Genomic DNA, 24,342 nt, shown 5'->3' with positions numbered 1-24,342 from the left:
GAACAATTCTTATCTTTGGAACAAATAAAACCAAGATGATACTTTCCCCTTCCAAAAAAATATATTTTGCCAGCGACCAGCATTTGGGTGCTCCCACACCGGAAGCCAGTTTCCCAAGGGAACAAAAATTTGTGGCCTGGCTTGATGAAGTGAAAAAGGACGCCGAAGCTATCTTCCTATTGGGTGATTTATTTGATTTCTGGTTCGAATATAAAACGGTTGTCCCGAAAGGTTTTGTAAGGGTACTGGGCAAGCTGGCAGAAATCCGTGACAGCGGCATCCCCGTTTATTTTTTTGTAGGCAACCACGATTTATGGATGGACGATTATTTCCAGAAAGAACTCAACATTCCTGTTTACCATACCACAAAAGAATTCACCTTCAATGGCAAGGAATTCCTGATTGGCCACGGCGATGGCCTCGGCCCTGGTGACAAAGGCTACAAACGCATGAAAAAAGTATTCACCAATCCTTTTTCCAAATCACTTTTCAGATGGTTGCATCCGGACCTGGGCGTACGATTGGCCCAATATCTATCGGTCAAGAACAAACTGATTTCAGGAGATGAAGATGTACGTTTTTTAGGAGAAGACAACGAATGGCTGGTACAATATGCCAAAAGGAAACTGGAAAGCAAGCATTACGACTATTTTGTTTTTGGCCACCGTCATTTGCCTATGGAAATCCAATTGAACGAAAACTCAAAATACATCAACCTGGGCGATTGGATCGGTTATTTTACATACGGTGTTTTCGACGGGAATGCATTTGAACTTAAAAAGTATTAATTCTTTTCATTCCTGAAAAAAATACAGTATTTTTGCCCCGTCTCAAAGGGGTGCTCTAAATAACGAGCTGAGATTATACCCAAAGAACCTGGGCAAGTAATGTTGCCAAGGGATGCATACAAGAGGAAACTTCTGTTATCCTGTTGTAACTTAACCATTATTAATTTTAAAAAGAATAATTGCCCCTTTTATTCGTAGTTATTACGAATGAAAACCGTATTCCATTCCAGTATTGCAGCACTTTGCCTGCTAGTTGGCACTGTTGCTTTTTCGCAACAGGCCGATTCCACCAAAACCAAGAATCTTGAAGAAGTGATGGTCCAGGCTGTCCGTGCCAACGAAAAAACGCCGGTGACTTTTTCAAATTTCGGCAAAAAAGAAATTGCCAAACGAAACCTTGGGCAGGATATCCCGGTCCTGATGAACTTTTTACCATCGGTTGTTACTACTTCAGATGCAGGAAATGGTGTAGGCTACACCGGTATCCGGGTTCGTGGCAGCGATGCGACCCGTGTGAATGTAACCATCAACGGAATCCCTTACAATGATTCGGAAAGCCATGGTACTTTTTGGGTAAACATGCCCGATTTTGCTTCTTCGGCAGAAAGCATCCAGCTGCAGCGCGGTGTGGGGACATCAACCAATGGAGCAGGCGCTTTTGGAGCAAGCCTGAATGTACTAACCGAAGCTACCAGTGCCCGTGCGGGAGGCGAAATTTCAAATTCCTACGGAAGTTTCAATACACACAAGCATACCGTCAAATTCAATACGGGGATTATGAATGACCAGTTCGAGATTTCGGGAAGATTGTCCAAAATCAATTCCGACGGTTATATCGACAGGGCTTCCTCTAATTTGAAATCTTATTTCCTGCAAGGCTCTTACCTGGGTAAAACCACCAAGATCAAAGCGTTGGTTTTTGGCGGAAAAGAAATAACCTATCAATCCTGGAACGGACTGGAAGATCCTGAAAAACTAAAAAACGACAGGACCTTCAATACCGCAGGAATGTATACAGATGAATTCGGGAACACCCGTTTTTATGACAATGAAGTCGATAATTACCAACAAGACCATTACCAGTTGCATTGGAATGAAACCATTTCCGAAAACTGGAACACCAATCTGGCTTTCCACTACACCAAAGGAAAAGGTTTTTATGAAAATTACAAGGAAGATGCTGATTTTACCGAATACAATATGACTCCTGCGGGCCCAGGCACCACAACCGACCTGATCCGCCAGAAATGGCTGGACAATGATTTTTACGGCACCACTTTTTCTGCAAATTACACCAACGACAAACTTGCTGTCATCCTGGGTGGTGGCGCAAACAAATACGAAGGCCTGCATTTCGGGAAAGTGATTTGGGCACGTTATGCTTCAACCAGCGAATTAGGCGATCATTATTATGATGATTTCGGTATAAAAACCGACTTGAACTTTTTCGCCAAAGCCAATTACCAAGTGCTAAAACAATTGAATGTTTTTGGTGACCTCCAATTCCGGAAAGTAAATTACAAAGCCAATGGCCTGCAGCCGGATTTTGTAAATGAAACGTTCGATTTTTTCAATCCAAAAGCCGGACTGACCTTTTCGCCCAACCAAAACAACAATATCTATTTTTCCTATGCCCGTGCGAACCGCGAACCCAAAAGGGAAGATTTTGAAAACAGCAACGTAAAACCTGAAAAACTAAACGATTTTGAACTAGGCTGGCGTTTTGCCAATGCGAAAGCGAAACTGAATATAAACGCTTATTACATGTTGTACAAAGATCAATTGGTACTGACCGGGGCATTAAACGACGTAGGGACGCCAATTGCCGAAAACAGTGGGAAAAGCTACAGGATAGGTTTGGAAGTTGACGCGAAATTCCTGCTTTCCAACCAGTGGTCCATCCAGCCGAATGTGGCTATAAGCCGAAGCAGGAACCAGGATTTCTATTTTCAGCGTGACGGTGTTTTACAAAACCTGGGAGAAACAAATGTTTCTTTTTCGCCGGAAATCATTGCCGGGAATATCCTAACGTTCTCACCGCTGAAACCGTTGCAGATCTCATTATTGTCGAAATTCATAGGAGAGCAGTTTATGGGGAATATTGACGCGGAATCTTCTAAATTAGACAGTTATTTCATCAATGACCTGAACATAACCTATGAAATCGAAACCAAAAAGGTTTTCAAATCGATTGTAATTTCCGTACTGGCCAACAATATACTAAACAAGGAATACATCTCAAACGGATACTTTTACACCTATGACGACACCTGGTCTAACCCACCGGCCGTGACCACTATAGAAGGAGCCGGATATTACCCGCAGGCGGGAGCCAATATACTGGCCGGCCTTACCCTGAAATTCTAAAAAAAGGAGCCTTTTGGGCTCCTTTTTTAATTATACACTCTCAGCATGCTTCCGTCGCTGTTTGCCTCTACCCTATAAGTCTTTAAAGGGTATTGTGCATTTCCAACTCCAGTGAACAAACTGTATTCATAATTTTCACACGGGCATTTTGCATTAATGCCGTTTATCGTCATCCTTGAGCAATCGCTTGGGTACTGATTGGGGCAACTCGCCTCAAAAGCCCTGTAATCGTTCGTCCCGACTTTCATCACGATAATCCCTTTTATACCTGCATCGGCATCTGTTATCAAAACAGGGTTACTAGGAAACTGCAATCCGTTGTAAGAAGGCAGGTTAGTGTTGATTTCTTTAGAAAAGCCAACATTCTGCAAGTACGGATTACTGTTTACCACCCGGTCCTTCGAACAGGATAAAGCAATTAAAGCTACCACTAGAAATAAATACTGTTTCATAATAAAAAAATAACTCTTAATTGTTTAGAACAAATTTAATTTAATTAACTTTGTAATGCATAGGAATAGCAAATAAATTTCAATTTGAAATAAAAAATAATATCTTTGTAGAAAGAAATCCCGTCGCTAGTGGGATTTTTTCTATTTATATAAACGATGAAGTTATGAGTACAGTATCATATTATACGGCAGAAGGATTAAAAAAATTAAAAGAAGAATTAGAACAGCTTAAAGCCATAGAACGTCCTAAAGCCTCACAAGACATTGCCGATGCAAGAGACAAAGGCGACTTATCTGAAAATGCAGAATACGATGCTGCAAAAGAAGCGCAAGGCCTTTTGGAACTGAAAATAAAAAAACTGGAAGAAGTATATTCCAATGCACGCCTAATCGATGAATCACAACTGGACGTGTCAAAAGTTTTGGTTTTGTCGCATGTAAAAATCAAAAACCAGACCAATGGTATGGAAATGTCGTATCATTTAGTTGCCGAAAGCGAAGCCGACCTGAAAACCGGTAAGATTTCAGTAACTTCTCCTATCGGAAAAGGGCTGTTAGGGAAATCCGTAGGGGAAATTGCCGAAATTAACGTGCCAAACGGCATTTTGAAATTCGAAATCCTTGAAATCTCAAGGGATTAATCCTGCGTCGGAGCAGTATCAAAAAACCTAATAACCTGAACATGGCTTCAATTTTCACTAAAATAGTAAACGGGGAAATCCCTTGTTACAAAATCGCGGAAGATGCTGATTTTTTAGCTTTCCTGGATGTAAACCCAAATGCAAAAGGACATACTTTATGCATTCCGAAGCAGGAAATCGACAAGATTTTTGATATGGAAGACGATCTGTATTTAGGTTTGATGGCTTTTTCCAAAAAAGTTGCGGCAGCCTTGGAAAAAACAATTCCCTGCAAAAGGATCGGGATGTCGGTAATCGGCCTTGAAGTACCGCACGCCCACGTACATCTGATCCCGCTGAACGAAATGGACGAAATGCGCTTTCAGAACAAAGTCCGATTAACCCCGGAAGAATTTAGTGCACTGGCAAAACAGATCCAGGACAATTTATAAAAACATACAAAACCTCTTCTTCCGAAGAGGTTTTGCATTTATAAAGGGTATCATACAGCGATATTCCGTATTTTTACATTATGTATGCTTTAGTCGACTGCAATAATTTCTATGCGTCCTGCGAACGTGTTTTCCAACCGGAATTCAACGGCAAACCGGTTGTGGTATTGTCCAACAACGACGGCTGCATCATCTCCAGGAGCGACGAGGCAAAAGCCCTGGGCGTTCCTATGGCAGCTCCTGAATTTAAAATCCGGGACATGCTCAAAGAGCACAACATAAAAGTTTTTTCTTCCAATTATGCCTTATATGGTGATTTGAGCCAAAGGGTAATGTGCATCCTGGAACAATTCACTCCCAATATCGAAATTTACAGCATCGATGAAGCCTTTCTTAATTTTGACGGTATCGATATCCCAAATTATCAGGAATACGGCCTCCAAATGAAAAAAAGAATCCTCAAATGGGTAAGCATACCTGTTTGTGTTGGGTTTGCACCGACCAAAGCATTGTCCAAAATCGCCAATAAAATAGCACGGAAATTCCCTGAAAAAACAAAAGGTGTTTATGCCATCGATTCAGAAGAAAAAAGAATAAAGGCCTTGCAATGGACTAAAATAGAAGATGTCTGGGGAATAGGCTACCGCATGAAAAGAAAAATGAAAGCCCGCAACATCAATACCGCATTAGATTTTATCGATCCGAAACACGAAAGCTGGATAAAAAGCCAGATGGGCGTTACAGGCCTGAGGCTGAAGAGTGAACTGGAAGGAAAATCGGTTTTAGGGCTTGAAGAAGACAAGGAGACCAAAAAGAGCATTGCCATTACCCGGAGTTTCCCTAAGAAAATTTCCGATTTTGACGGCTTGCGCGAACGAGTATCCACGTTTGCCTCCGTATGCGCGGAAAAACTCTACCTTCAAAAGTCATGTTGCTATACTATTACGGTCATGCTCGGGACGATGGAACATAAAACGCCTTCAAACAAAATGTACTATCATTATTCGGTTACACTTCCTTTTGCCTCCAATTCGGCACTGACCATAAGCAATACGGCCGTTAAGATAGCCGAGCGGCTTTATGAAGAAAACAAAGGCATTTTGTTTAAGAAAGCCGGCGTGATCGTTTCCCAGCTTATCAAGCAAAACCAGAAGCAATTCCATCTTTTTGAGGATGAAAACCCAAAATACCTGGCCCTGACAGAAGCTATCCAAGGCATCAACAGCAAACTAGGCGACCGGAAAGTAAGGCTGGGCCCGCAAGACGAAAAAACCTGGAACATGAAACAGGAAAAACTCTCTCCAAAATACACCACACGATTTGACCAAATATTGAAAGTGAAATGCCAATAGACAAGCCTAATAAAAAACCGAAACTCAGCTTTTTCTCTCCTGATTTTGAAAGCGACATGAAAATTCCTTTTGTCAGCCAGGGCGTATCTGCAGGCTTTCCTTCCCCTGCGCTTGATTTTATGGAAACCGTTATTGACCTTAACAAGGAACTGGTCAAAAACCCATTGGCCACTTTTTATGTCCGGGCCGAAGGAAATTCAATGATCGATGCCGGGATAAATGACCAGGATGTACTTGTTGTCGACCGAAGCCTGGAACCTCAAAATAATACCATTGCCATTTGTTTTATCGATGGCGAATTTACCGTCAAGCGTATCCGGTTGGAGAAAGGCTCTCTATATCTTATGCCCGAGAACAAAAATTATGCGCCCATACAAGTCACGGAAGAAAACCAATTGATTATCTGGGGAATTGTAACCTATGTGATAAAACCGGTATAAAAACAAAAAACCTCCCATTTCTGAGAGGTTTTGTACCCGGAGCCGGGCTCGAACCGGCACGGTTTCCCACTGGTGTTTGAGACCAGCGCGTCTACCAATTCCGCCATCCGGGCTTAGTGGACACAAAATTAAAAACCTTTATCGGGTCACTAATTTTGATTTCGTGAGTGCAAATGTAAAACTTTTTTCTACAATTCTTCAAAAAATACTTAAAAATTATCTTTCCCAGTTCAATTTAATTCCTAAATTTGCACCTCGGTAAAACGAAAAAGCAACTAACTAACTACATCCGAGGTATTTGCGCATATAAGGCCATAAAGTAAAATTTATACCGAATGCATCGACTACAACGGAATTAAAACAACACATTAATGCCACACCTAGAACCCGAAGCAAAAATATTTGCCTGTTCGCAAAGTGTTTACCTAGCTGAAAAAATAGCCGCAAGTTATGGCGTATCGCTGGGAAAGGTTACGTTCTCGCAATATAGTGATGGAGAATTCCAGCCGTCTTATGAAGAATCCATTCGTGGATTGCGTGTATTTATCGTATGTTCGACATTTCCAAGTTCAGACAACCTGATGGAATTGTTACTGATGATCGATGCTGCAAAAAGAGCTTCAGCAAGGCACATTACGGCTGTAATCCCTTATTTTGGATGGGCGCGTCAAGACAGAAAAGACAAGCCAAGAGTCCCGATAGGAGCCAAACTGGTTGCAAAATTATTGGAAAGCGCTGGCGCTACACGTATCATGACCATGGATTTACATGCAGATCAGATACAGGGGTTTTTCGAAAAGCCGGTTGACCACCTGTTTGCATCGACCATTTTCCTGCCGTATGTAAAAAGCCTAGGTTTGGAAAACCTGACCATTGCATCGCCTGATATGGGAGGTTCGAAAAGAGCGTATGCTTATTCCAAATTCCTGGAATCTGACGTGGTTATCTGCTACAAGCAACGAAAAGCTGCCAACGTTATCGATACGATGGAACTGATCGGAGAAGTAAAAGGCCGCAATGTGATTCTGGTAGATGACATGATTGACACCGGAGGCACTTTGGCGAAAGCCGCCGATTTAATGATCGAAAAAGGAGCTTTAAGCGTAAGAGCCATATGCACGCACCCGATTTTATCCGGAAGTGCCTATGAAAAAATAGAGAATTCGCAATTGAGCGAACTGATCGTGACCGATTCCATTCCGTTAAAGAAGGAATCAAACAAAATAAAAGTGGTGAGTTGTGCGCCTCTTTTTGCAGAAGTAATGCACATGGTGCACCACAACAATTCCATTAGTGGAAAATTTTTAATGTAATAATTTCGTTACAGGCAGAAGGCTTTAAACCGAAAGCATACCGGAATCCTTACATTTTTGAACAAGTATATTATTATTAACTATATTTTTTTTTCAATGAAATCGATTACAATTAAAGGATCAGAAAGAGAAAGCGTGGGTAAAGTTTCGACTAAAGCCTTACGTAATGCTGGAGCGGTTCCTTGCGTATTATACGGAGGAGATCAACCAGTACATTTTTCAGCAGAAGAAGCTGCATTCAAACACTTGGTTTACACTCCAAACGCACACACAGTTGTGATTGAGCTTGGAAACGGAAAATCATACAATGCTGTTTTGCAAGACATCCAGGTACACCCTGTATCTGACAAAATCTTACACATTGACTTCTATGAGTTATTTGACAACAAAGAAGTTACTATGGAAGTTCCAGTTAGAATCACAGGAACGTCTCCAGGTGTATTATTAGGAGGTGTTTTACGTTTGAACCAACGTAAACTTAAAGTGAAAGCTTTACCTAAGAACTTACCTGATTTCCTTGATGCGGATATCTCTGGTATGGAAATGGGTAACAAAATGTATGTAACTAAATTAGTTTCAGACAAATTCAAATTATTGCACCCGGACAACACTGTTGTTGCTCAAGTAAGAATTTCTCGTGCTGCGATGAAAGCTGCTCAAGAGGCTGCAAAAGCTGCAAAAGCACCTGCAAAAGGAAAGAAAAAATAATTTTTCAGCATACTTTTCAAAAGCGCCTCATCTGGGGCGCTTTTTTTATGCCCTGGTTTAGCCTTCTCAAACATTTTTTAGGGAATCTGGCCCTAGGACAATTGAATAATCTTATTTTTGTAAGATGATTAAATGGATTACAAACCTGTTTTCAACACCAAAAACAGAACAGACAGCGATTGACATGAAGAAATTTTTAATTGTAGGCTTGGGAAACATTGGAGCCGAATACGTAAATACGCGCCATAATATTGGTTTTAAAGTTTTGGATTTTTTGGCACGACAGGAATCGCTTGATTTTCAAACCGTAAAATTAGGGGCAATGGCCGAATACAAAATAAAAGGCAGGACCCTTTTGCTGTTAAAGCCCAATACCTATATGAATTTGAGCGGAAAGGCATTGCAATACTGGATGGAAAAGGAAAAAATCGCCAAAGAAAACATACTGGTCATTACCGACGACCTGAATTTGCCTTTCGGAACCATCCGTATAAAACCAAAAGGCAGCGACGGTGGCCACAATGGTTTGAAAAGTATTCAACAGACCTTGAATTCTGCCGATTATCCCCGTTTCCGCTTTGGCATCAGCGACGAATTCAAAAAAGGGAAACAAGTGGATTATGTCCTTGGCGAATGGGACGAAAAGGAAAAAGAAACACTCCCGGAACGGCTGGAAATGGCGGTAAAAGCCGTGCAATCTTTCGCTTTGTCCGGATTGGAAAATACAATGACCGGCTATAATGGGAAATAACAAAACCATACGGCCCTGTTGGATCTTTCCGTTAATCACGCTGACGTTGCTGATCGTATCCTCATGCAGTTCTCAAAAAAAAGAGGCAACGAATCCTGAAAAAACAATGGCAATTGCCTGTCCTGAAGACGGGAAATGCACTACCCAGGTATTTCACAATAAAAGCCTCGAGGTAAAAACGGACGAATTTGGCGGTGTGTATTACCAGATGCAAGACCATCCGGAAACTTCAGTTGTATTGTACCAATACGCCAGAAATGTGGAAAAAGGCCTTCAGGATGCGCAATATAGGGAAGAAATCATTTTCGAAATCAGGCATTCAGACGTTACAATTATCTATAACGATTCCGATTTGCAGAAAACGAAAATGCTTTTCGGCAGGTTTTGTTTCTGCCGCGGGCAAACCGGATATTATAAGGTATCCCATGGCAACCTGGATGCTGTCCAAAAAAACGATTCGATCTATTTTAATTTGGCTTTTAGTGTAACAGAAGTACCACAGGTAATCACTTCCGTAACTGCTTCGGCAAAAAAATAATCCGGCAGGTACTATCTCGCATTTCCAAAATCCCACACATAAAAAAGCCCCATCCTGAATTAAGAATGGGGCTTTGTTTTTTTAAGGTTTGTTATTGCACAACTATACGTTTTACCGTTCTTTTAGGGCCATCTGTAATAGTCACCAAATAGATTCCGGACTGTACGTTGTCCAAACTGATATTTTGATTGAAAGCACCTGTATTCGCAAATGATTTATCATATACTTTCCTCCCTCTCATATCATGGACATTAACTTTGATGTCATTATTTGAAGCTGACGTAAATTTAACAACAAAATCTCCGTTGTTTGGGTTAGGATACAGGGAGAAATCCTGCAAACTGTTCTCGTCGACACTTAAAGGCTGGACAGAACAAATATTCAGGCTCCAGCTGTTTAATGTTCCTCCATCCTGCGCAAAACCATCGTTTATCCTCAATGTCCATACTCCGGCAGAATTCTGTCCGTCAAAAGCAGCTAAAGATTCCAATGGCAATACTGTTCCTGAAATTCCAGGATTTGTTCCGCAAACCACGGCTGTACCTGCATTATCAAATGTAGCATTGACATTTTGGATATCGGCACTTGTACATGGCAAAGCATACAATTTCACTTGTGTCCCGGCCGGGCTGATTAATGTTGCCGTTAAATCGTTGATCCAGGTATGGGATACGTTCATCGTTACTTTTACATCGGATATGGTCACATTTGAAGGGAAAGTCAATGTAGAATTGATCGTAACATTTGCTGTAGTTCCAATAGTTAACGGAACATTTGTGGAAGCCGTAGTATTACAGGCAATTGATCCTGTTGTAAATTTGTAAGAAGGGCTGTAGGTTCCGCTACAGGCAACGTTTTTAGGCAATACTCTCCAAAAATAGCTGGTTCCTTGCGATAATCCTGAAACCGCAAAACTGGTTCCCGAAACGTTTCCAGAACGAACTATCGCTGAGAAAGCATTGTCTGTTGCTACCTGTACATCATAGGAAGTAGCATTAGGATTGGCTGCCCAAGTCAGGTTTAGATCCACATCTTGTGAAACCGCCAAATTAGCTGGGGAAGTCAACGCCATTGTACCAAAATTGGAATTGAATAATTCAAAATACAACGGAACCGTTTTAGTGGTTGGTCCCGAAGTGGCATTTACCGTAATAGCATACAGGCCGGCAGTACTTGCTGCAGTGTTGCTGATTGTCATGACCACAGTTCCGTTAGCACTTACAGAAGACGGTGCGAACGCTACAGAAGATCCCGCAGGATTACCCGTCGCACTGAATGTTGTCGTACCACTGAATCCTCCCAAAACAGTATATGGGATGCTGTACGAAACGTTCGTTCCCTGACAGGCAGATTTATTTTGTTCACCGGCTGTCCCCGCAAAAGAAACGGCAAAAGTAGCTGCTGGAGCGGTAATCGTGAAATTCGTATTGGAAAGATCATAAAAGATATTATTGTATCCTTTGATCATTATCCTGTTTGTTGTTCCTGGTGTATTTGGAACAGTGATCGTTTCTGAACCGTCATTAGGAACTTTACTGGCTAATAAGGTAGGGAAAGAAGTTCCTCCGTTTGTAGACAGGTAAATATCTACAAATTTGGCATTTACTCCATTGGCATCCGTTCCTGCAACTGCCCAAGTTACCGTTTGATTTGTCCCTGCAGCCCAGGAAACATTGGTATTCGGAACATTCACCAAAAAAGGACCTGCCACTCCATCAACAGTAACGGACATGTCGTCTCTCCCTGTTTGCCCACCATTAGGCGATCTGTTATCTCTTACGGTTAAAGAAAAATTATATTCCCTGGCCACAGAAGAACATACTTCCCAAGTGTTGGCGGTGTTTCCAGCCAAAACAGTTGCCAGATTCGGCAGGGAACGTTCTGATGAAGCTGTAGGTGGATTGGACCTAAAATTTGGTCCTCCTGTTGAAGAATCGACCGGCGGTTGTACCGAAACTTCGGTATCCGTTTGCTCCCAGCAATACGTCAAAGCATCTCCATTGGCATCTGTAGCACTACCATTCAGGATAAAGGCTGTAGACCTTGGAATCACATAATCCATTCCGGCATTCACGACCGGTGCACTGTTCCCATTATTTGTTGTGGCTGCGCAAGTGGCAGAAGTTGCAATCAGGTTGTTTATTTCCTGTATGCTTACAGAGTGGAAGTGAGCATCCGAATTAGGCTGGACGTTCTGGCCAGGGCAGATTCCCGCATAAGCCATAATAGTAGATCCACTACCCGGTTCGACAGCAGTACCATCATTTCTGTTCCCTGCACAACTGCCTGTGTCACCGTTAAAGGTATGGTTTGCCCCAAATTGATGGCCCATTTCGTGCGCTACATAATCAATATCATAAGGATCTCCTACCGGAGCGGAAGAACCTGTAATCCCTCTTGCTTTGGCACCGGTCACACATGGGGAAGGTCCTGCCAAACCTCCACCGCCAGTACTTACCGTATGCCCGATATCAAAATTAGCATCCCCGATAATATTTGTAATTTGGGTCTGGCTTTGATTGATCAGCGTATTGGCATTCGTATTGTTGAAATTATCCGAAGTGATAAAAATGACTAAATCATTATTGGCTACCAAATTCATCCTCATGGACAAATCTCTTTCATAAACCCCATCCACACGTGTTACAGTAACCACCATAGCAGCCAAAACCGCTGCTTTTTTCTGTGCCAAAGTACCGGCGCCCAAACCAGCTGCATTCACATGGTAGGCAGCATATTCGATGGTACAGGCCATTGCCAGCCTAAAAATCCTGAATTTACCATCGCTGGCATGCATTACAGGATTTGGCACCACCTTATTGGAATTATCCAACTGCGGTTTTTGAGAGTCGTCCACAAGGCACTGAAATTGTTTTGACGGCGCAATATCCGATTTGCTGTATACCATATAATGACTCAAATCTTTGGTATATGTATCGATAAAGGTAGTCCCAGTCCGGCCGGATAATGTCATGGTATGCAATCCGAATAGCGTTACACTGAAACGGATGGTTGCCGTTGGATCGTCAATTCCTTTACCCAAATAAGATTTGATATCGGGAAATTTCGCTTCCAATCCAGGCTCCATTACAGGTGCTTCATAAATCAGGTACTTGTCAAGTTTTCCTTCCGCATTCGGAAAAGAAATGACCAAATCCGACTGGATGCCACTGGTATCCAAAGGAGCTTGCCTTAATTGGCTCTTAAAGGTTTGGAAATCGAGGGAAAACAATTCATATTTAGCCGGCATCGATGCGCGGTCCATTTTATTGGCATGAATCAATCGCTCACTGGAAACTTTGTTCCAGAGATTCTGCCCAAAACCTGAAGTAAAGGACAAAATCGTAAATAACAGAAAAAGTATTGCTTTTTTCATGTGGTTTTTTGGTTTTTTTTGGCGTTATTTATTTTTTTTGGCTAAAATATTAAATAAATAACAGTTAGCAAGCTTTTTGTTAAAAAAAAACGCAAGCTTTTGGCTTGCGTTTTTTAAATATCTATTGAAAAACTATTATTCTACAACAATACGTTTTACTGTTTTCTTAGCACCATCAACAATAGATACTAAATAAACACCCGCCTGTACTTTGTCCAAAGTAATGTTTTGGTTGAAAGCACCTGTGTTAGAGAATGATTTTTCGTATACCTGTCTTCCTCTGATATCGTGAACATTCACTTTGATATCATTGCTTGAAGCAGAAGTGAATTTTATTGTAAAATCACCATTGTTCGGGTTAGGGTACAATGAGAAGTTTTCAAATTCGAATTCTTCATTACCTAATGTATACGTTTGAGAACAAACCTCTACAGACCATGCATTGATTGTTCCTGTATCTCCGTTATAGAAATCTCCAGCTAACAATGTCCAAACTCCATTGCTTGGTTTTCCATTAAGTACAGATAATGCACTTGCAGGTCCAAAAGTTCCGCTCGTTGCTGAACAACCAGTTGTAGGCACCAATGGGTTACCATCTGAGAAAGTATACGTTAATGTAGTTGGCGCATTGTCACAATTTCTGTTCCATAAAGTAACTTGCGTTCCATCAGGGTGCTCCATTGCTATAACTAAATCTTCAATATAAGAGTGTGTGAAACCTAAAGTAACATTCACATCAGAAATCGTTGCTGCAGGACCTGGAACAGTAACTGTTTTGGTGACTATCGCACCAGGAGTGTTAGCTCCGGCTCCATCAGGCACAGGAAGTGCAGTGTTGTTTGTATATGTATTACAAGTTGACGATACTGTGTAACCAATTGCAATAGGTTTTGGGTTTACGTTAAAGAAGATACCCGCACTAGCCTTAACCATAACTCTACAATTCATAGCAGAAATGTTTGGTACTGTAATAGATTGAGAACCGTCATTAGGAGTACCCGCTACCAATACAGTAGGGAAAGTCAAACCACCATCTGTAGATAATAAGATATCAACATTAGCTCCACCTGTACTTGTATTTGTATTGTTTACAGTCCAAACGATAGTTTGAGAAGACCCTCTTGCCCAGCTTTGATTGTCAACATTTTGAGACGTTACGCTAAGCGGACCTCTGGTAGCATCAACCGTAACAATCATATCGTCAAAATTAGTTTGTCCTACTTTTGCAGGAGCTAAAACAAAAGGAGCATTATCTCTTACTGTTAACCTGAAGGTCAATGTTCTGGCAACTGAACTTAAAGCCTCAACATTGATTTCAGCACCTGCAGTAGTTTTTGAATTTCCTAAAACAGTAGCCATGATAGGGAAAACCCTTGATGGAGAAGCGGTAGGGCTGTAAGATCTCCAGTTAGGACCTGTTGCTTTTGTTTCAGAAGCAGCACTTGCAGCATTTGTCTGAGCAGCAGCATCATTATCAAATTGTTCCCAGCTATAAGTAAGTGCATCACCAGCATTTGCGTCTGTTGCAGAACCTGTCAGAATAAATGGTGTACTTTTAGGAATAGTAACATCGGCACCGGCATTCGCTACAGGTGTTGCGTTATTAGCAGCGATCGAAACGGTAACTGGACAGCTTTTAGTAGCTAAGTTAGCCTGGATCTGAGCGATAGAAGCTGCATGGTAAACATCAATAGAGTGTGTTGTAACATCATAATTTGTAATACCTGCATACCCCATGATCGTAACTCCGGAACCTACTTCCATATTTACTCCAGAACCTTCATTACTCATAGAGAAAGTGTGGTTAGCACCTAATTGGTGCCCTACTTCATGCACTACGTAATCGATATCGAAACTGTCTCCGGCAGGAACATCATCGCCAGGTGATGTAAATCCGCTTCCTTTTCTTTTATCTGTAGCACTTGCTGTATCGTCTGAACAAACACAACCGATACAACCTGCGTTACCTCCACCTCCACTGGCTCCAAATAAGTGGCCAATGTCGTATGCAGCATTATTGGCTGCTAATGGAGTCCCTACTCCAGTAAGGTTTCCACTTAACGTGTTTTGCAATTCCGTATTCCATGCACCACCAGCTCCTGCAGCAGCATCTGAATAAGGGTCAGTTGTAGCGTCATAATAAATTACGTTTGTAGAAGAAGCTACAAGGTTTAAGTGCAAGCCCAAATCTTTTTCGTAAACACCGTTACAACGTGTCAATGTAGCGTTGAAAGCAGCTAAAACCAAAGCTACGTTAGCAGCACTGGCAGCTCCGAAATAGTTGGAATATTCTGCCGTACAAGACTGTGCCAAACGCATGGTTTTAAGTTGTCCTGTACTGGAACGGTTTGCTGAAAACTGAGAACCTGCATTCAATAATGACTGCTCATCTTCAGTTGCGCATTTCCATCCCAATTTACCTTTGTTTCTTTGTGATTTGAATACAGCATATACTTTGCTGTCTTGAGAATATGGCTCAATAAATTCGTTTTCTTTATCGGTTCTGAAAACCATTGTTTGAATCCCTTGCGGAGAGACACTTAGTTTTAAAGTAGCATATTTATCAGTAATTCCTTTACCTGAATACGCTCTGATTTCAGGGAATTGTGCCTGTAAATCTGCCTCGAAATTGGACGCTTCGTACACTTCGAATTGCTCCATCTGCCCATCGGCATTTGGCAATGAAATGATAGCTTGTCTTTTTCCGGCAGCATCACTGTTGATTGAAAATAAAGTTTGTCTTAAAGGATCGATATTCAGGTCGAATAACTTAAACTCCTTTGGAAACGATGGCCTCATAGCAGTCTTGGAAACCGTCACACCGGTTCCTTTATGCTGAGCCCATTGCTTGTCTGTCTGAGCCTGCATTTGGCACGCCATGAAGACAGAAGCGAATGTGAATAGTAGTTGTTTTTTCATCATTAATAATTTTTGGTATACCTGCAAAAATAGTAATTTTTCCTATATTTAAGTATATTTTAGAATATTTTTTATTTTTAACCGAAATTCATTGCATAATATTTATTTCCAGTTCAGTATCCGTCTTTGTTTAAAACTAAAATTTTATCTTTGCCCCTTAAAAATCTCACTTTGAAAGTATTCCATTCTATTTCTGAATTTAATTGCGCCAAAAGAACAGTGGTTACTCTCGGTACTTTTGACGGCGTTCATTTGGGCCATCAAAAAATAATCAACCGGATCTTAAACAATACCGCAAACGGGAGCCTGGAAAGCGTAGTCCTTACTTTTTCACAGCATCCCAGGAGTGTTTTGCAGGCAGAAAGCAATATTAAATTATTGAACACGAATGAGGAAAAAATACAGCTTTTAGAAAAAAAAGGCATTGACAACCTGATTATCCATCCTTTTGATTCGGCCTTTTCCGGATTGACGGGCGAAGAATTCGTAAAATCTGTCCTGGTCGACAAGCTGAATATTAAGAAGATAATTATCGGTTATGATCATCGGTTTGGCAAAAACAGGGCTTCGGACATACACGATTTAATTCAATTCGGGCAAAAATACCATTTTGACGTTGAGCAGATTTCTGCCAAGGAAATTGACGAAATCTCCATCAGTTCTACCAAAATCCGAAATGCGGTGCAAGAAGGGAATATCGCCCTGGCCAATCAGTATTTGGGGTATCCTTACTCGTTTAGCGGGAAAGTCGTAAAAGGCAGACAGCTGGGAAGGACCATCAATTTTCCCACCGCCAACATTGCCATAGAAAACCCATTGAAAATCATTCCGGCCAACGGAGTTTACGTTGTGGAAGGCACCTGGGGCAACCAAACCCGCCAAGGCATGATGAATATCGGGAACAAACCAACGGTAGACGGTAAAAGCCTTTCTGTCGAGATTCATTTTTTTGACGTAGACCAGGATTTATACGACCTGGAAATTGCCGTCAGCGTACATCAATTCATCCGGAACGAGGTGAAATTCAACTCTCTTGATGACTTAAAAATCCAACTGCAAAAGGACCGGGAAACGGCATTGCTTTATTTTTCCTCAAAAGGGCAACACTAAAAAGCCTGTTTTTAAATTCGTCATTAATTTGTTAAATATTTGCTTTTTTAATAATTTTTGAATAAATTTGATAGAAAGACATTTGTGCTTTTAACCAATTGTTTAATTAAAATTTATTATTATGAATCTACCTAAAGAAGTAAATAATGGCATTTTAATTTTTATCAGTATTGGGATTTATTTCCTCACAATGGAATTTTTAGGGTTATCCGATATTTTCCTTCTTAGGGTTCTAAATATTTTCATTGTGGTTTATTTTTTAAATAAAACGATCAAATCAAACTACTATGAAGGCAAATCTGAATATCTGCCGAATCTGATTTCAGGTACACTCACCTCTTTGATTGGTGTATTTTTGAGTGTCGCAGCCTTGTTGGTTTATATTTCGCTCAAAGGCGGCAACAGTTATTTGGAAAAACTTTCGGAGAATTTCCTTTTTGGAGGAGGAGAACCATCGATGTATCAATATTGCCTCGGTTTGTTGTTTGAAGGGATTGCTTCTTCCATCATTATTACCTTCACATTAATGCAATACTGGAAAGATACCCGCAAAAGGATTTTGAAATAAATCTATCCGGGCACAAAAATGTTTTCAATATCCTTTTTATTGAAAACATTTTTGCGTTTAAATCATCTTCAATACTAAAGTTTAATCTGAAATCCTTATTTTTGACCTCAACAATAAGATGCTATTTTTATGAGTATAACAAGAAATAACTGGACGAAAGAAGAAATAATTGCCATTTACAACAAACCGCTAATGGATTTGCTTTACGAAGCAGCATCTACACACCGTAAACATCACGACCCTAATGTGGTACAGGTTTCCACGTTGCTTTCCATAAAAACCGGCGGCTGCCCGGAAGATTGCGGTTATTGCCCGCAGGCTGCCCGTTACCATACCGATATTGAAGGCAATGACTTAATGAGCGTACAGCAAGTGAAAGCTCAGGCGTTGCGCGCAAAATCATCCGGATCTTCTAGGGTTTGCATGGGTGCTGCTTGGAGAAACGTAAAAGACGGCCCTGAATTTGACCAGGTATTGGAAATGGTACGAACCATCAACAAATTAGACATGGAGGTTTGCTGTACCCTTGGAATGATTACCGAAAACCAGGCGCAAAGGCTTGCTGAAGCAGGGCTATACGCTTACAACCATAATCTAGACACTTCAGAAGAATATTATAAAGAAGTCATTTCTACCAGAGGATTTGAAGACAGGATCCAAACCATCGAGAATGTAAGGAAAACCAATGTTACCGTTTGTAGCGGAGGAATTATCGGAATGGGAGAAAGTATTGAAGACCGTGCAGGCATGCTGGTAGCGCTTTCCACTTTAAACCCGCAGCCGGAATCTGTGCCAATTAACGCATTGGTAGCCGTAGAAGGAACTCCGATGGAAGAAGAAAAACCGGTAGAAATCTGGGAAATGATCCGTATGGTGGCCACCACCAGGATTGTTATGCCGGAAACACAGGTGCGACTTTCGGCCGGAAGGATGAATATGAGCCGCGAAGGCCAGGCGATGTGCTTTTTTGCTGGTGCCAATTCCATTTTTGCAGGAGACAAACTGCTTACCACTCCTAACCCGGATGTGAATGAAGACATGAAGATGTTTGAAATGCTGGGATTGATTCCGCAAAAACCTTTCACGAAAGTATCACAGCCCGCAACAGTTGAGGCGGAAGATTCTCAATTCCAGTCATTAGGTGAAAAACCGAAATGGTCAAGACCTAATCATGTTATTGAAAGAAACCTTGAAGTTTCGCAAAAAAGCAAAAACGAAAAAGTATAACAAAATAAAAAGCTCCTGAAAATCAGGAGCTTTTTTTATTTAGATTGAAACTTAAATTTCCTAAGTACATATATTCCGTAAAGTGTTGCTGCAAAAAACAACAATAATACATTTCCATCAATTGGAAATCCAGGAGGCAAGATATTAGGTTCCGGCGGCGGTGGACCCGACGGCGGAGCAGCATAAGTACTAATACAAGCCATAGCAGTAGCAACTAGGCTGAAGGTTAATTTTTTGGGAGCAATATTCATAAAAATAAAATCTTTACAGTAGGATTTTCAATCATTTCTATCCTACATTCAACTTTGAGACAATATTAAGCGAAATATTTGATTCTAACAATTAAAATTTGAAAAAATATCTAATTTATTTTAAATCAACACTTTATTTATCATTAAGATAACATTCTTTTTTCCTAAAATTAAAAAACCTTTCAATAATTTGAAAGGTTTTTTAAATACTTGTGGTCCCACCTGGGCTCGAACCAGGGACCACCTGATTATGAGTCAGGTGCTCTAACCAGCTGAGCTATAGGACCGGTTTAGAGAGTGCAATATTACTATATTTTTTATGATTCACAAAATTAATCTGCAATTTCTTGGCACAATTCGATCAGGACACCATTGGTCCCTTTTGGGTGCAAAAAAGCAACCAGCTTATTATCAGCTCCTTTTTTAGGATTTTCATTCAAAACAATAAACCCTTCATCTTGCAATCTTTTTATTTCCGATACGATATCTTCCACATCAAAAGCGATATGATGGATTCCCTCACCTTTTTTCTCCAGGAATTTGGCAATCGGGCTTTCTGGGTTTGTAGCTTCCAGCAATTCAATTTTGTTGGGGCCGTTCCTAAAGAAAGAAGTTTTTACGCCTTCGCTTTCCACTTCTTCCTGTTTGTAGGCAGGAGCACCAAAAAGTTTTTCAAAAAGGGCATTGGAAACTTCCAAATCTTTGACTGCTATACCAATATGTTCAATTTTTCTCATTAATCAGGGTTTAATCACTATGTTTGCAATGCATTTTTGCCATTCGTTATGCAGAATAACAGACAACAAAAATACACAAATGATTCGCTTCTAAATATTTCACTTAAAAAAATTGTACTTTTGCAGTATGGAGACGAATAGACAGAAAAAAATAGGTGGTGTGCTACAAAAAGACCTGGTAGACATCTTGCAGGGAGAAATTCGAAAAAACGGAATTACAAATCTTGTGATTTCAGTATCTAAAGTGAGTGTGACCACTGATTTAGGGGTGGCCAGAGTATACCTGAGCGTATTCCCGACAGACAAAGCCCCGGAAATTTTAGAAGCCGTAAAATCAAACATGGCATTGATAAAACACGATTTATCACAACGGGTAAGGCTACAATTGCGAAAAGTTCCTAACTTGTCCTTTTATATTGACGACAGTTTGGATTATATAGAAAAAATAGATAATGCGCTTACCGGGAAAGAAAACCCAATTGAAAACCGTGACTTATTAGACAAAAGAAAGAAAATATAAATTGAATTTTTCGCTATACATAGCCAAGCGTTATTTACGGTCTTCCAGTAAAAACAATGCCATAAATATTATCACGGGAATTGCTTCTTTTGGTATTATTGTTGGCGCAATGGCTTTGTTCGTAGTGCTTTCCGTTTTTAGCGGATTAAAAGATTTCAGTTTGTCCTTCAGCAATGATTTTGATCCCGACATCAAGATCGTCCCGAGATACGGCAAATCGTTTTATGTATTGGACGAGCACAGGGAAAGGCTGAAAAAGGCAAAAGACATTGCTTTTTACAGCAGTGTCATAGAAGAAAAAGTGTTGTTTGTTTATAAAAGTAAAGAACAGGTTGCCCTGATAAAAGGAGTCGACAATCAATATAATTTGGTCAACCACGTACAGCGGACTATTTACCAGGGGCAGTGGCTTTCGCCCGAAACGCCTCAAGTGGTAGTGGGCAACGGCATCATGCAGAAACTCTCTATGGGACTTTTTGATTTGAGCAATACTTTTGAAATCTATGTACCCAAACCCGGAAAGGGAGCCATCAACAATCCGGAATCCGCTTTTAACAAATCCAGTTTGATCCCTATAGGAATTTATGCCATCAGTGAAGAATTGGATTCGAAATATGTTTTTGCCGATTTGAAACTGACCCAGCAATTATTGGAATTCAGGCCCGACCAGATTACCGGTATAGAAATCAAATTGGCCGCCGGGGCAAATGAAAACCGGGCGCTTCAAAACCTGAATGCGATTTTCGGAAGCAACTACATCATCAAGAACAGGGCGCAGTTGAACGACAGCCTCCACAAGATGCTCAACACCGAGAACACCGCGATTTACCTTATTTTCACCTTGGTGATCATTTTGACCTTATTCACATTGGCCGGAGCCATCATTATGATGATTTTGGACAAAAAAGACAACCTTAAAACTTTATTCAATATAGGAACCCCTATAAAAGACATCCAGAAGATATTCCTACTCCAGGGCTCCTTACTTACCCTGTTCGGTGGTCTTATCGGGTTGTTTTTAGGGACAATTATTGTTTTGATACAGCAATACTTCAAAGTCATCATGATTACCGAATCATTGCCTTACCCGGTGATCTTCAACCTGCAAAACATTGTGGTTGTATTCCTTACCATTGTCATTTTAGGTTTTATCGCCTCCTTGATTGCCAGCAGCCGCGTGAGCAAAAAATTATTGGATTAATTTCCAAAAAGATTGCTATCTTTGGCTTTCATTTATTTAACTGCACGTTTATGATTGTTTTTGTCTAGTCCATAAATATCAGGAGATAGTTAGGACATTTTTAGCATTTCAACCGGGTTTTTCAGCTCGGGTATATTTATTTTAACCTAATTAATCATGACAAAAACATCAGATTTAAGTACATTTTCAAGAATTATTTCTACCATAAAAACAGCCGTTAAAGGCGACGAATCATTCGATTACACTACCGGAAGCATTAAAAAAGCAGTCATCCTCCTGGCCATACCCATGGTTTTGGAGATGATGATGGAATCGGTTTTTGCTTTGGTCGACCTGTATTTTGTAGGCCACCTGGAACATAGCAGCTATGCCATACAAACCGTAGGCCTTACAGAATCTGTCATAACCATCATTTATTCCCTGGCTATCGGGATCAGTATGGCGGCCACCGCAATTGTAGCAAGGCGTATTGGCGAAAAAGACCCTGTTGCTGCTGCAAAAGCAGGTATGCAGGCCATTGTTATTGCCGTGGCGATCAATACAGCCATTAGCATCCTGGGGCTTATTTACGCTAAGGATATCCTGCTTTTAATGGGCGCCTCACAGGAATCCGCCGATTACGGGGTTAATTTTACCCGCATCATGATGGGTGGAAGTTTGGGCATTATGCTATTGTTTTTGATCAATGGTATTTTCAGGGGTGCCGGAAATGCTGCCATTGCCATGAAAAGTTTATGGTTGGCAAACCTCTGCAATATTATCCTTTGCCCTTTGTTCATTAACGGATTAGGTCCAATTCCTGCTTTTGGCTTAGTAGGTGCCGCTATGGCCACGACGGCCGGAAGAAGCATTGGTGTTTTGTACCAAATGTATCATTTGTTTAACGGAAAAGGCATTTTGAAAATTATCCCTTCTTATTTCATACCGGATTTCGAACAAATCAAAAACATAGTCAAAATAGCGGCTCCAGGGGTTTTGCAATTTGTGATTGCTTCCTGCAGCTGGATTTTCCTGGCGCAATTGGTGGCTACAACCGGAGGAGACCATGGTTCTGCGGGATACCAGACTGCCTTGCGGATTATGATGTTTTTCATCCTTCCGGCATGGGGATTGAGTAATGCCGCCGCCACTTTGGTAGGACAGAATTTAGGAGCCAATCAGATTGGGCGTGCAGAAAAATCTGTATTCACGACCGCAAAATACAATGTCATCTTTATGGCTGCGATTATGCTGTTTTGTTTGTTTTTCGGAAGCTATGTCGTTTCTTTTTTTACCAATGATGGCATTGTAAAAGATACTGCTGTAGAAGCCTTGAAAATTATGAGTCTAGGCTATATTTTCTACGGAATTGGCATGGTGCTCATCAATACCTTCAACGGTGCCGGAGATACCTGGACACCTACATGGGTAAACTTTTTCGGGTTTTGGATGTTCCAGATTCCGTTGGCATACCTTTTGGCAAAATACTATAAGATGGGGCCAACCGGTGTTTTTATGGCTGTCCCGATTGCAGAAACCGCCATTACGCTGGCCAGTATTTTTTTATACAGGAAAGGCAAATGGAAACGCATCGAAGTATAAAACAAAAAGCCCGGGAATTCCCGGGCTTTTTTTATTTCTTTAAGCAAAATGATAATCGGAATAAACGGCTTCCACTTCTTTCAGCACGTTAAACAAATCCTGGGAATCATCTAAAGTAACCAATTTTTGCTTGTATTCTTTAAAACCGTGGATTCCTTTGAAGTAATTGGTATAATGACGACGCATCTCTACAATCCCTACACGTTCTCCTTTCCACTCCATTGACCAGGTCAGGTGGTTTCGGGCCGCTTCTACCCTGTCATGAATTGTGGGCGCAGGCAAATGTTCCCCGGTTTTGAAATAATGCTTGATTTCGTCAAAAATCCAGGGATAACCGATAGCTGCCCTACCAATCATCATTCCGTCAAGGCCGAAACGGTTTTTATATTCCAGCGCTTTTTCAGGAGAATCGATATCCCCGTTTCCGAAGATAGGCATGCTGATCCTCGGATTGTTTTTAATCCTCTCAATATGGGTCCAATCCGAATGTCCTTTATACATCTGGGCACGGGTACGAGCGTGAACTGTAAGTGCCTGCACTCCAATATCCTGCAAACGTTCCGCTACCTCATCGATATTGATCGAGTTTTCATCCCAACCCAAACGGGTTTTTACCGTAACGGGTAAACTGGTACTTCTAATGACCGCTTTGGTAAGCCTTACCATCAGATCCACATCTTTCAGTACTCCGGCTCCGGCTCCTTTGCAGACTACTTTCTTTACCGGGCAACCAAAATTGATGTCAACCAAATCCGGGTGGACGGCATCGACAATTTTAGCCGACATGGCCATTGCTTCTTCATCACCTCCAAAAATCTGTATTCCTACCGGACGCTCATAATCGAAGATATCAAGTTTCTGGCGGCTTTTGATGGCATCCCGTATCAGTCCTTCCGAAGAAATAAATTCCGAATACATCAGGTCTGCGCCATGCTGTTTGCACAGCCTGCGGAATGGTGGATCGCTCACATCTTCCATAGGGGCGAGCAAAAGCGGGAAATCTGGTAATTCTATGTTGCCAATCTTAGCCATCTTCTTTATTTTGGCGCAAAATTACTAAAGATTATTGAA

At 41.1% G+C, this 24,342-nt stretch carries 21 protein-coding genes and 2 tRNA genes; 16 read left to right on the top strand and 7 right to left on the bottom strand.

The window, feature by feature from the left end; all coding sequences use genetic code 11:
* Positions 1-35: 35 nt before the first annotated feature.
* Both E4635_RS10555 and E4635_RS10550 read left to right on the top strand, forming a co-directional pair.
* Positions 36-788 (top strand): UDP-2,3-diacylglucosamine diphosphatase, encoded by a 753-nt coding sequence (locus E4635_RS10555; RefSeq protein ID WP_135526660.1) that lies wholly within the window; start codon positions 36-38, stop codon positions 786-788.
* 207 nt (positions 789-995) lie between these two features.
* A complete protein-coding gene (locus tag E4635_RS10550) occupies positions 996-3,155 on the top strand; it encodes a TonB-dependent receptor (RefSeq protein WP_135526659.1) in 2,160 nt (719 codons plus the stop codon).
* A gap of 26 nt (positions 3,156-3,181) precedes the next feature.
* Here E4635_RS10550 and E4635_RS10545 read toward each other — a convergent pair whose 3' ends face one another.
* A complete protein-coding gene (locus E4635_RS10545; protein ID WP_135526658.1) occupies positions 3,182-3,607 on the bottom strand; it encodes a Rieske (2Fe-2S) protein in 426 nt (141 codons plus the stop codon).
* Between the two features lie 164 nt (positions 3,608-3,771).
* Between E4635_RS10545 and greA the strand changes: the two genes are divergently transcribed.
* From greA to E4635_RS10525, 4 genes are all read left to right on the top strand, one after another.
* The gene (gene greA / locus E4635_RS10540; RefSeq protein ID WP_135526657.1) at positions 3,772-4,248 is read left to right on the top strand and encodes a transcription elongation factor GreA; all 477 of its coding nucleotides are present in this window, start codon (positions 3,772-3,774) and stop codon (positions 4,246-4,248) included.
* A 41-nt stretch (positions 4,249-4,289) separates the two neighbouring features.
* The gene (locus E4635_RS10535; protein ID WP_135526656.1) at positions 4,290-4,679 is read left to right on the top strand and encodes an HIT family protein; all 390 of its coding nucleotides are present in this window, start codon (positions 4,290-4,292) and stop codon (positions 4,677-4,679) included.
* A gap of 80 nt (positions 4,680-4,759) precedes the next feature.
* Positions 4,760-6,031, top strand: coding sequence for a Y-family DNA polymerase (locus E4635_RS10530; RefSeq protein WP_135526655.1), 1,272 nt, complete (start codon positions 4,760-4,762; stop codon positions 6,029-6,031).
* Entirely contained in the window at positions 6,022-6,471 is a 450-nt protein-coding gene (locus E4635_RS10525; protein WP_135526654.1) for a LexA family protein, read from the top strand. Before E4635_RS10530 ends, E4635_RS10525 begins: the two co-directional genes overlap by 10 nt.
* A gap of 33 nt (positions 6,472-6,504) precedes the next feature.
* Here E4635_RS10525 and E4635_RS10520 read toward each other — a convergent pair.
* Positions 6,505-6,584, bottom strand: a tRNA-Leu gene (locus tag E4635_RS10520).
* A 258-nt stretch (positions 6,585-6,842) separates the two neighbouring features.
* On the opposite strand from E4635_RS10520, the gene E4635_RS10515 reads away from it, so the two are divergent.
* The 4 genes from E4635_RS10515 to E4635_RS10500 all read left to right on the top strand — a co-directional run bounded on the left by E4635_RS10515 (position 6,843) and on the right by E4635_RS10500 (position 9,781).
* On the top strand, positions 6,843-7,784 hold the full coding sequence (locus E4635_RS10515; protein ID WP_135526653.1) for a ribose-phosphate pyrophosphokinase: 942 nt from the start codon (positions 6,843-6,845) through the stop codon (positions 7,782-7,784).
* A gap of 96 nt (positions 7,785-7,880) precedes the next feature.
* Complete coding sequence (locus E4635_RS10510; protein WP_135526652.1) at positions 7,881-8,492, top strand: 50S ribosomal protein L25/general stress protein Ctc; 612 nt, start codon at positions 7,881-7,883, stop codon at positions 8,490-8,492.
* A 184-nt stretch (positions 8,493-8,676) separates the two neighbouring features.
* Positions 8,677-9,243: an aminoacyl-tRNA hydrolase gene (gene pth / locus E4635_RS10505; protein ID WP_169630248.1), complete on the top strand. Its 567-nt coding sequence runs from the start codon at positions 8,677-8,679 to the stop codon at positions 9,241-9,243.
* Positions 9,233-9,781, top strand: a complete 549-nt coding sequence (locus tag E4635_RS10500) for a hypothetical protein (protein WP_135526650.1) — start codon at positions 9,233-9,235, stop codon at positions 9,779-9,781. Before pth ends, E4635_RS10500 begins: the two co-directional genes overlap by 11 nt.
* A gap of 91 nt (positions 9,782-9,872) precedes the next feature.
* On the opposite strand, the gene E4635_RS10495 is transcribed toward E4635_RS10500, so the two are convergent.
* Positions 9,873-13,157, bottom strand: coding sequence for a reprolysin-like metallopeptidase (locus E4635_RS10495; protein ID WP_135526649.1), 3,285 nt, complete (start codon positions 13,155-13,157; stop codon positions 9,873-9,875).
* A 135-nt stretch (positions 13,158-13,292) separates the two neighbouring features.
* A complete protein-coding gene (locus E4635_RS10490) occupies positions 13,293-16,076 on the bottom strand; it encodes a T9SS type A sorting domain-containing protein (protein ID WP_135526648.1) in 2,784 nt (927 codons plus the stop codon).
* Between the two features lie 171 nt (positions 16,077-16,247).
* On the opposite strand from E4635_RS10490, the gene E4635_RS10485 reads away from it, so the two are divergent.
* The 3 genes from E4635_RS10485 to bioB all read left to right on the top strand — a co-directional run bounded on the left by E4635_RS10485 (position 16,248) and on the right by bioB (position 18,981).
* A complete protein-coding gene (locus E4635_RS10485; protein ID WP_135526647.1) occupies positions 16,248-17,186 on the top strand; it encodes a bifunctional riboflavin kinase/FAD synthetase in 939 nt (312 codons plus the stop codon).
* Positions 17,187-17,307: 121 nt separating this feature from the next.
* Positions 17,308-17,754 carry a hypothetical protein gene (locus E4635_RS10480; protein ID WP_135526646.1) on the top strand — a complete coding sequence of 149 codons (447 nt, stop codon included), beginning with the start codon at positions 17,308-17,310 and terminating at the stop codon, positions 17,752-17,754.
* 129 nt (positions 17,755-17,883) lie between these two features.
* Entirely contained in the window at positions 17,884-18,981 is a 1,098-nt protein-coding gene (gene bioB, locus E4635_RS10475) for a biotin synthase BioB (protein WP_135526645.1), read from the top strand.
* Between the two features lie 464 nt (positions 18,982-19,445).
* Here the strand turns inward: bioB and E4635_RS10465 are convergent.
* Both E4635_RS10465 and mce read right to left on the bottom strand, forming a co-directional pair.
* A tRNA-Ile gene (locus E4635_RS10465) sits at positions 19,446-19,519 on the bottom strand.
* Between the two features lie 45 nt (positions 19,520-19,564).
* Positions 19,565-19,969, bottom strand: coding sequence for a methylmalonyl-CoA epimerase (mce, locus tag E4635_RS10460; RefSeq protein WP_135526643.1), 405 nt, complete (start codon positions 19,967-19,969; stop codon positions 19,565-19,567).
* 127 nt (positions 19,970-20,096) lie between these two features.
* Between mce and rbfA the strand changes: the two genes are divergently transcribed.
* The 3 genes from rbfA to E4635_RS10445 all read left to right on the top strand — a co-directional run bounded on the left by rbfA (position 20,097) and on the right by E4635_RS10445 (position 23,271).
* Positions 20,097-20,489, top strand: a complete 393-nt coding sequence (rbfA, locus tag E4635_RS10455; RefSeq protein ID WP_135526642.1) for a 30S ribosome-binding factor RbfA — start codon at positions 20,097-20,099, stop codon at positions 20,487-20,489.
* A 1-nt stretch (position 20,490) separates the two neighbouring features.
* A complete protein-coding gene (locus tag E4635_RS10450; protein WP_135526641.1) occupies positions 20,491-21,690 on the top strand; it encodes an ABC transporter permease in 1,200 nt (399 codons plus the stop codon).
* 156 nt (positions 21,691-21,846) lie between these two features.
* Positions 21,847-23,271 (top strand): MATE family efflux transporter, encoded by a 1,425-nt coding sequence (locus E4635_RS10445; RefSeq protein WP_135526640.1) that lies wholly within the window; start codon positions 21,847-21,849, stop codon positions 23,269-23,271.
* A 39-nt stretch (positions 23,272-23,310) separates the two neighbouring features.
* On the opposite strand, the gene dusB is transcribed toward E4635_RS10445, so the two are convergent.
* Entirely contained in the window at positions 23,311-24,303 is a 993-nt protein-coding gene (dusB, locus tag E4635_RS10440; RefSeq protein WP_135526639.1) for a tRNA dihydrouridine synthase DusB, read from the bottom strand.
* Between the last annotated feature and the right edge of the window lie 39 nt (positions 24,304-24,342).

It is taken from the genome of Flavobacterium humi (assembly GCF_004745595.1).
GTDB classification, from domain to species: Bacteria; Bacteroidota; Bacteroidia; order Flavobacteriales; family Flavobacteriaceae; genus Flavobacterium; species Flavobacterium humi.
Note: the sequence above shows the minus strand (reverse complement) of the source record. Positions and strands in the feature narration are given on the sequence as shown.